Source organism: Rubrivivax gelatinosus, assembly GCF_016583785.1.
In the GTDB taxonomy this organism is placed as follows: Bacteria; Pseudomonadota; Gammaproteobacteria; order Burkholderiales; family Burkholderiaceae_C; genus Rubrivivax; species Rubrivivax gelatinosus_B.
Map to the genome: position 1 here is coordinate 1 of NZ_NRRU01000162.1, position 7,037 is coordinate 7,037.

Genomic DNA, 7,037 nt, shown 5'->3' on the forward strand with positions numbered 1-7,037 from the left:
GTCTTGCCTGCGGGGGGGTGGCGGCGCAGCCGGCGAGGGCGGCTGCCAGCAGGGCTGCGGCTGCGGCGCAGGCGCGGCGCAGCGAAGTCGTCGGAGGAGTCATCGGTAACGGTTCTTCCAGTCCCGCAGAGCGGCGAATACGTCGACTTCGTGCTGGGAACGAGAGCCCTGCGCCAACGCGGCGGCCACGACGGCCGTCTCGCGGCAACGCAGGAAGGGATTGACCTCGCGCTCGGTCGCCAGCTTCGACGGAAGTGTCGACTGACCCGAGGCGCGGCGGGACTGACACAGCGCAGTGTAGGCCTCGATCGCCGCATTGTGCGGTTCGACGGCGGCGGCGAAGGCAAGATTCGAAAGCGTGTATTCGTGGGCGCAGCAGACGCGGGTGTCGTCGGGCAGCGCGGCGAGCTTGGCCAGCGAGGCCGCCATCTGCGCGGCCGTGCCTTCGAGCAGGCGCCCGCAACCGGCGGAAAACAGCGTGTCGCCGCAGAACAGCAGCGGCTGCGCGGCCGCGCCGGCCTGCACGTAGGCGATGTGGCCGGCGGTGTGTCCGGGCACGTCCAGCACCTCGAAGCGCTGTCCCAGCACGTCGACGGCGTCGCCTTCGGCCAGCGGCAGGAAAGGCCTGGGGATGTCTTCGTGCGCCGGGCCCCAGACGGGGCCGGCCAGCCGCGCGCGCAGCGCGGCGATGCCGCCGACGTGGTCCGGGTGGTGGTGCGTCACTAGAATCGCGCCGAGGCGCAAACCCCGGGCGTCGAGTTCGGCCGCCACCGGCGCCGCGTCCCCCGGATCGACCACCACGGCATCGCGGCCGTCGTGCAGCATCCAGATGACGTTGTCGGCAAAGGCGGGGAGGGCGACCAGTTTCATATGACGCGCGACCAGTCGATTATAGAGTTGGGGGTCTGGCTCAAAACCCCGGCCGGCCGCTATCTGCTCGAGTGGGAGCAGGACCGTCTGGACCGCGCCGTGACCGATGCTTTCGGTTTCCACGCGCTGCAACTGGGGCTGCCGGAGATCCAGGGCCTGAGGGCCAACCGCATGCCACACCGCTGGGTGGCCTGCGGCACGCTCGCGCCGCCCGAGCCGCTGGAGCTGCCGCCGCCGCGCGACGCGCTGATCACGACGCTGCCGGCGCCGGTGGCACTGTACTGCGAGTTCGACGCGCTGCCGTTCCCGCAGCACAGCGTCGACCTGGTGGTGCTGCCGCACGCGCTGGAAACCGCGCGCGACCCGCACCAGCTGCTGCGCGAGGTCGAGCGCATCCTGGTGCCTGAAGGCCGGGTCGTGATCTCGGGGCTGAACCCGGCGAGCCTGTGGGCGCTGCGCCAGCGCGCCGGCCATGCGCGCCGCGGCGTCGGCCTGGGCCGCGGCACGCCGACCTATCTGCCGCGCGCCGGCGAGTTCATCGGCTACTGGCGGCTGCGCGACTGGCTGCGGCTGCTGGGCTTTCACATCGAGAGCGGGCGCTTCGGCTGCTACCGGCCGCCGCTGGCGTCCGAGCGCTGGCTCGAACGTTTCGCCTGGATGGACCCGGTGGGCGACCGCTGGTGGCCGGTGCTGGGCGCGGCCTATTTCCTGGTGGCCGTCAAACGCGTGCGCGGCATGCGGCTGGTCGGCCTGTTGAAGAACGAACGCCGCCGCGTGAAGGCGGCGACGGCTGCGGTCGCGAACCGCGAGCCGGCGGAAGCGGATATCTGAATGAACGAAGTGGTGATCTACACCGATGGCGCCTGCAAGGGCAATCCGGGGCCCGGCGGCTGGGGCGCCTGGCTGCGCAGCGGCGAGCACGAGAAGGAACTCTGGGGCGGCGAGCCGCTGACGACCAACAACCGCATGGAACTGATGGCGGTGATTCAGGCGCTGGCCTCGCTCAAGCGCCGCTGCAAGGTCGCGATCTACACCGACAGCGAATACGTCCGCAACGGCATCACGAGCTGGATCCACGGCTGGAAGCAGCGCGGCTGGCGCACCGCCGACAAGAAGCCGGTGAAAAACGCCGAACTCTGGCAGCAGCTCGAGGCGCTGGCCAATTCGCACGACACGTCCTGGCACTGGGTGCGCGGCCACGCCGGCGACCCGGGCAACGAGCGCGCCGACGCGCTCGCCAACCGCGGCTGCGAAACGGCCCGGCGTTGATCCACCCGCTGCGCCCGGGCCGAATGGCGCCACCCGATCGGGAGACTGTCGCAACGAAACGCTACATTCGGCGGTTTGCCTTTCGACGGAGTGCAGCGGTTTGAAGCGGGTTCACACGATTGCGGCGGTGCTGGGCATCGCGCTGGCCGGAGGCGGCGCCTGGTGGTGGCAGCAGCGTGCACCGGCCACGGCGTCGGCCGCGCCCGCCGGCGCCGACGCCAAGAAGTCCGAGGTCGCCGCGGTCGAAGTCGCGCGCGTGCGCCGCATGCGTCTCGTCGACGAGGTGCAGGCCGTCGGCTCGCTGCGTGCGGCGCAGACGGTGATGCTGCGGCCCGAGGTCTCGGGCCGCATTGCCGGTTTCGGTTTCCGCAACGGCGAGCAGGTGCGCCAGGGCCAGACCCTGGTGCAGCTGGACGACACGCTGCAGCAGGCGCAGCTGCGTCAGGCGCAGGCGCAGGCGCACATCGCCCGCACGAACCTGGCGCGCAGCCGCGAGCTGCTGGCTCAGGGTTTCATCAGCGCGAGCGCGGTCGACCAGAACGTCGCGACGCTGGACGTCGCCGAGGCCCAGGTCGCGCTCGCCCGCGCCGAGGTGCAGCGCATGCGCATCGTCGCGCCCTTCGGCGCCACCGCCGGCATCCGCCGCATCGACGTCGGCGGTTTCGTCCAGGCCGGCACTGACATCGTCAACCTCGACGACCTGTCCTCGCTGTCGGTGGACTTCACGCTGCCCGAGCGCTACCTGCCGCGGCTCAAGGCCGGCCAGGCGGTGCAGCTCGAACTCGACGCGCTGCCGGGCAAGGCTTTCACCGGCCGCATCGAGGCGCTGGATTCGCAGGTCGAGGCCGAAGGCCGCGCGGTGCTGGTGCGGGCGCGTGTGGCCAACACCGGCGCGGTGCTCAAGCCCGGCATGTTCGCGCGCCCGCGGGTCGTGTTCTCGGTGCGTGAGGACGCGCTCGTCGTGCCCGAGGAGGCGCTGGTGCCCGAGGGTGGCCGGCAGTACGTCTTCAAGGTGGTCGCGGCGCCCGGCGGCGGCCAGCACGCCGAACGTGTCGAGGCGCGCATCGGCATGCGCCGGCCCGGCGTGGTCGAGCTGCTGGACGGCGTGGCCGACGGCGACGCGGTGATCACCGCCGGCCACACCCGGCTGCGCGGCAGCAACCCGGCGGTGCGTGTCGTCGAGCTGCGCGCTGCCGGCGGCGCGCCGGCGGCGTCGGCACCCGCCGCGGCCGCCTCGGCCGCGGCCTGAAGGGGGACAGCCGGTGCGTCTGTCCGAAATCTCGATCCGCCGCCCGGTGCTGGCGACGGTGATGTCGCTGCTGCTGGTTCTGGTCGGGCTGGTGTCGTTCCGCGAGCTCACGGTGCGCGAGTACCCGCGCATCGACGAGCCGGTGGTCACGGTCTCGACGACGCTGGTCGGCGCTGCCTCCGAGGTCATCGAGACCCAGGTGACGAAACCGCTCGAGGACTCGATCGCCGGCATCGACGGCGTCGACATCATGACCTCGATCTCGCGCACCGAGCGCAGCCAGATCACGGTGCGCTTCAAGCTCGAGAAGGACCCGGACACCGCCGCCGCGGAGGTGCGCGACCGCGTCTCGCGGGTGCGCGGGCGCCTGCCCGACGCCGTCGACGAGCCCGTGATCGCCAAGGTCGAGGCCGACGCCACGCCGACGATCTGGATCGCCTACTCGGGCGAGAACGTCGACCCGCTGGCGCTGACCGACGTCGTCAACCGCGTCATCAAGCCGCGGCTGCAGACCGTGCCCGGCGTCGCCGACGTGCAGATCGGCGGCGACCGCGCCTACGCGATGCGCGTCTGGCTCGACCCCGACCGCCTCGCCGCCTACAAGCTGACGGTGCAGGACGTCGAGGAGGCGTTGCGCGCGCAGAACCTCGAGGTGCCGGCCGGGCGCATCGAAAGCCGCCAGCGCGAGTTCAACGTCACCGCACGCACCGACCTGAACACCGTCGCGCAGTTCGAGCAGGTGGCGCTGAAGACGGTCGCCGGCTACACGGTGCGGCTGGCCGACGTCGCCCGCATCGAGGAGGGCGCGGCCAGCGAACGCTCGCGCGTGCGCCTGAACGGCACGCCGTCGATCAGCACCGGCGTGATCCGCAACGCCACCGCCAACCCGCTGGACGTCGCCGCCGGCGTGCGCGCGCTGCTGCCCGAGCTCCAGCGCGAGCTGCCGCCGGGCGTCAGCGCGACGCTGGCCAACGACAACTCGGTCTTCATCGACCGCTCGATCAAGGCCGTCTACCACACGATCGCCGAAGCGGTGGTGCTGGTCGCGCTCGTCGTCTTCGTCTTCCTGCGTACGCTGCGTGCGTCCTTCATCCCGCTGGTGACGATTCCGGTCAGCCTGGTCGGCAGCTTCGCGCTGATCGCGGTCGCCGGCTTCTCGGTCAACACGCTGACGCTGCTGGCGCTGGTGCTAGCGATCGGCCTCGTCGTCGACGACGCCATCGTCGTGCTGGAGAACATCTTCCGCCACATCGAGGACGGGCTGACGCCGTTCCAGGCGGCGCTCAAGGGCGTGCGCGAGATCAGCTTCGCGGTCGTCGCGATGACGCTGACGCTGGCGGCGGTGTTCGCGCCGCTGGCCTTCACGCCGGGGCGCACCGGGCGCCTGTTCGGCGAGTTCGCGCTGACGCTGGCGGGCGCGGTGCTGGTCTCGGGTTTTGTCGCCCTGACGCTGACGCCGATGCTGTGCAGCAAGCTGCTGCGCCACGAGACCAAGCCGACCCGCTTCGACCGCTGGATGGAGCGCGGCCTGGACGCGCTGACGCGGGCCTACGCACGTGCGCTCGGGCTGGCGCTGAACGCACGCTGGCTCGTCGTCGCGGTGATGCTCGCCTGCGGCGGCGCCAGCGCCGCGCTGTTCCTGACGGCCAAGAGCGAACTCGCGCCGATCGAGGACCGCGGCGTCATCATCATGCCGGTGCGTGCGCCCGACGGCTCGACGCTGGAGTACACCGCGCGCTACCTCGACGCGCTCGACGCGATCGCCGCCGAGTACCCCGAGTTCGACCGGCGCTTCATGTTCGTCGGCGGCGGCCAGGTGTCCAGCGGCTCGGCGGTGATGCGCACCGTCGACTGGGACGACCGCACGCGCAGCACCCAGCAGCTGGCGCAGTCGCTGCTGCCGCAGGTGCAGCAGCTGCCCGGCATCACCGTCTTCCCGATCACGCCGCCCAGCCTGGGCCAGGGCTTTCGCGAGCGGCCGCTGAACTTCGTCGTCGTCAGCAGCGACTCCTACGAGAACATGGCGCACGCGACGCAGGCGCTGATGGCCGAGATGGCGAACAACCCCGGGCTGGTGCAGGTCGACAGCGACCTGCAACTGAACAAGCCCGAGATCTACCTCGACGTCGACCGCCAGCGCGCGGCCGACCTCGGCGTCTCGGTCGACGCCGTCGCGCGCACCGTCGAGACCATGCTCGGCAGCCGCAACGTCACGCGCTACAAGCGCGACGCCGAGCAGTACGACGTGATCCTGCAGACCGGCACCACCGGCCGCGCGTCGCCGCAGGACATCGAGAAGCTCTTCGTGCGCAGCGCCGGCGGCGCGATGCTGCCGCTGTCCTCGCTGGTGAGCCTGCGCGAGTCGGTCAGCCCGCGCGAACTGAACCACTTCAACCAGCGGCGCTCGGTCAGCATCACGGCCTCGCTCGCGCCCGGTTATTCGCTGGGCGAGGCGCTGACCTTCATGGACGGCGCCGCCCAGCGTGTGCTGCCGGCCGGCTACGCGACCGAGCTCAACGGCGTCAGCCGCGAGTTCCGCGCCTCCTCGGGCGCGCTGGCCATCGTCTTCGTGCTCGCGCTGCTGTTCATCTTCCTGGTGCTGTCGGCGCAGTTCGAGAGCTTCATCGACCCCTTCGTGATCCTGCTGGCGGTGCCGTTGTCCATCGTCGGCGCGCTGCTGGCGCTGCGGCTGTCGGGCGGCACGCTCAACGTCTATTCGCAGATCGGGCTGGTGACGCTGGTCGGGCTGATCACCAAACACGGCATCCTGATCGTCGAGTTCTCGAACCAGCTCCGGCGCCAGGGGCACGAGCTGCGCGAGGCCGTCATCGAAGCCGCCAGTCTGCGGCTGCGGCCTATCCTGATGACCACCGGCGCGATGGTGCTGGGCGCCTTGCCGCTGGCGCTGGCCAGCGGCGCCGGCGCCGAGAGCCGGCAGCAGATCGGCTGGGTGATCGTCGGCGGCATGAGCCTGGGCACGTTGCTGACGATCTTCGTCGTGCCCACGGTCTACACGCTGCTGGCGCGCGGCCGGGTGCCGGGCGAGATCGAGGAGCCGGAAGCGGCGGCCGAGGCGGCTCGGAGCTGAGTCAGTCGAGGGCCTCGAACGGCAGCAGCTCGACACGTTCACCGGCCGCCACCGGCCCGCGTTCGTGCGCGAGCACGATCAGGCCGTCGGCGCGGCTCATGCTGCTGAGCAGGCCCGAGCCCTGGTCGCCGGTGGGCAGCACCTCCCACTCGCCGTCGGCGCCGCGGCGCAGCATGCCGCGCTGGAACTCGGTGCGGCCCGGGCGCTTCTTCAGCGCCACCGCCGCGCGTGCGACCAGCGTCGGCAGCGGCCGCGGCGTCGCGCCGGCCAGGCGCAGCAGGACGTCGCGCACCAGCACCTGGAAACACACCATCGCCGCCACCGGGTTGCCCGGCAGGCCGAAGAGCAGCGCGCCGCCGCGCATGCGGCCGATCGCCATCGGCCGCCCCGGGCGCAGCGCCAGGCGCCAGAACAGCACCTCGCCGGCGGCTTCGAAGACGGCGCGTGTGTGGTCGGCGTCGCCGACGCTGACGCCGCCCGAGGCGACGACGGCGTCGCAGGACGCGCCCGCGGCCAGCGCGGCGGCCAGCGCCTGCGGGTCGTCGCGCACCGAACCCAGGT

The 7,037-nt window shown here is 71.8% G+C and carries 6 protein-coding genes; 4 read left to right on the plus strand and 2 right to left on the minus strand.

Annotated elements, in window-relative coordinates:
- Positions 1-99: 99 nt before the first annotated feature.
- Positions 100-870, minus strand: a complete 771-nt coding sequence (gene gloB, locus CKO43_RS24345) for a hydroxyacylglutathione hydrolase (RefSeq protein ID WP_200380280.1) — start codon at positions 868-870, stop codon at positions 100-102.
- Here gloB and CKO43_RS24350 point away from each other — a divergent pair, their 5' ends adjacent.
- The 4 genes from CKO43_RS24350 to CKO43_RS24365 all read left to right on the plus strand — a co-directional run bounded on the left by CKO43_RS24350 (position 871) and on the right by CKO43_RS24365 (position 6,476).
- Positions 871-1,701, plus strand: coding sequence for a class I SAM-dependent methyltransferase (locus CKO43_RS24350; protein WP_200380281.1), 831 nt, complete (start codon positions 871-873; stop codon positions 1,699-1,701).
- Positions 1,702-2,139, plus strand: coding sequence for a ribonuclease HI (gene rnhA / locus CKO43_RS24355; RefSeq protein WP_200232289.1), 438 nt, complete (start codon positions 1,702-1,704; stop codon positions 2,137-2,139).
- Between the two features lie 100 nt (positions 2,140-2,239).
- Entirely contained in the window at positions 2,240-3,388 is a 1,149-nt protein-coding gene (locus tag CKO43_RS24360; protein ID WP_200380282.1) for an efflux RND transporter periplasmic adaptor subunit, read from the plus strand.
- A 13-nt stretch (positions 3,389-3,401) separates the two neighbouring features.
- Positions 3,402-6,476 (plus strand): efflux RND transporter permease subunit, encoded by a 3,075-nt coding sequence (locus CKO43_RS24365; RefSeq protein WP_200232291.1) that lies wholly within the window; start codon positions 3,402-3,404, stop codon positions 6,474-6,476.
- Position 6,477: 1 nt separating this feature from the next.
- On the opposite strand, the gene CKO43_RS24370 is transcribed toward CKO43_RS24365, so the two are convergent.
- Positions 6,478-7,037, minus strand: a 560-nt coding sequence (locus tag CKO43_RS24370; RefSeq protein WP_242481360.1) for a molybdopterin-binding protein, incomplete at its 5' end; no start/stop codon positions are given.

Excerpts from the sequence above, each read along its gene's own strand:
- gloB (WP_200380280.1), bottom strand. The coding sequence starts at position 870 with ATGAAACTGGTCGCCCTCCCCGCCTTTGCCGACAACGTCATCTGGATG.
- CKO43_RS24350 (WP_200380281.1), top strand. The coding sequence starts at position 871 with ATGACGCGCGACCAGTCGATTATAGAGTTGGGGGTCTGGCTCAAAACC.
- rnhA (WP_200232289.1), top strand. The coding sequence starts at position 1,702 with ATGAACGAAGTGGTGATCTACACCGATGGCGCCTGCAAGGGCAATCCG.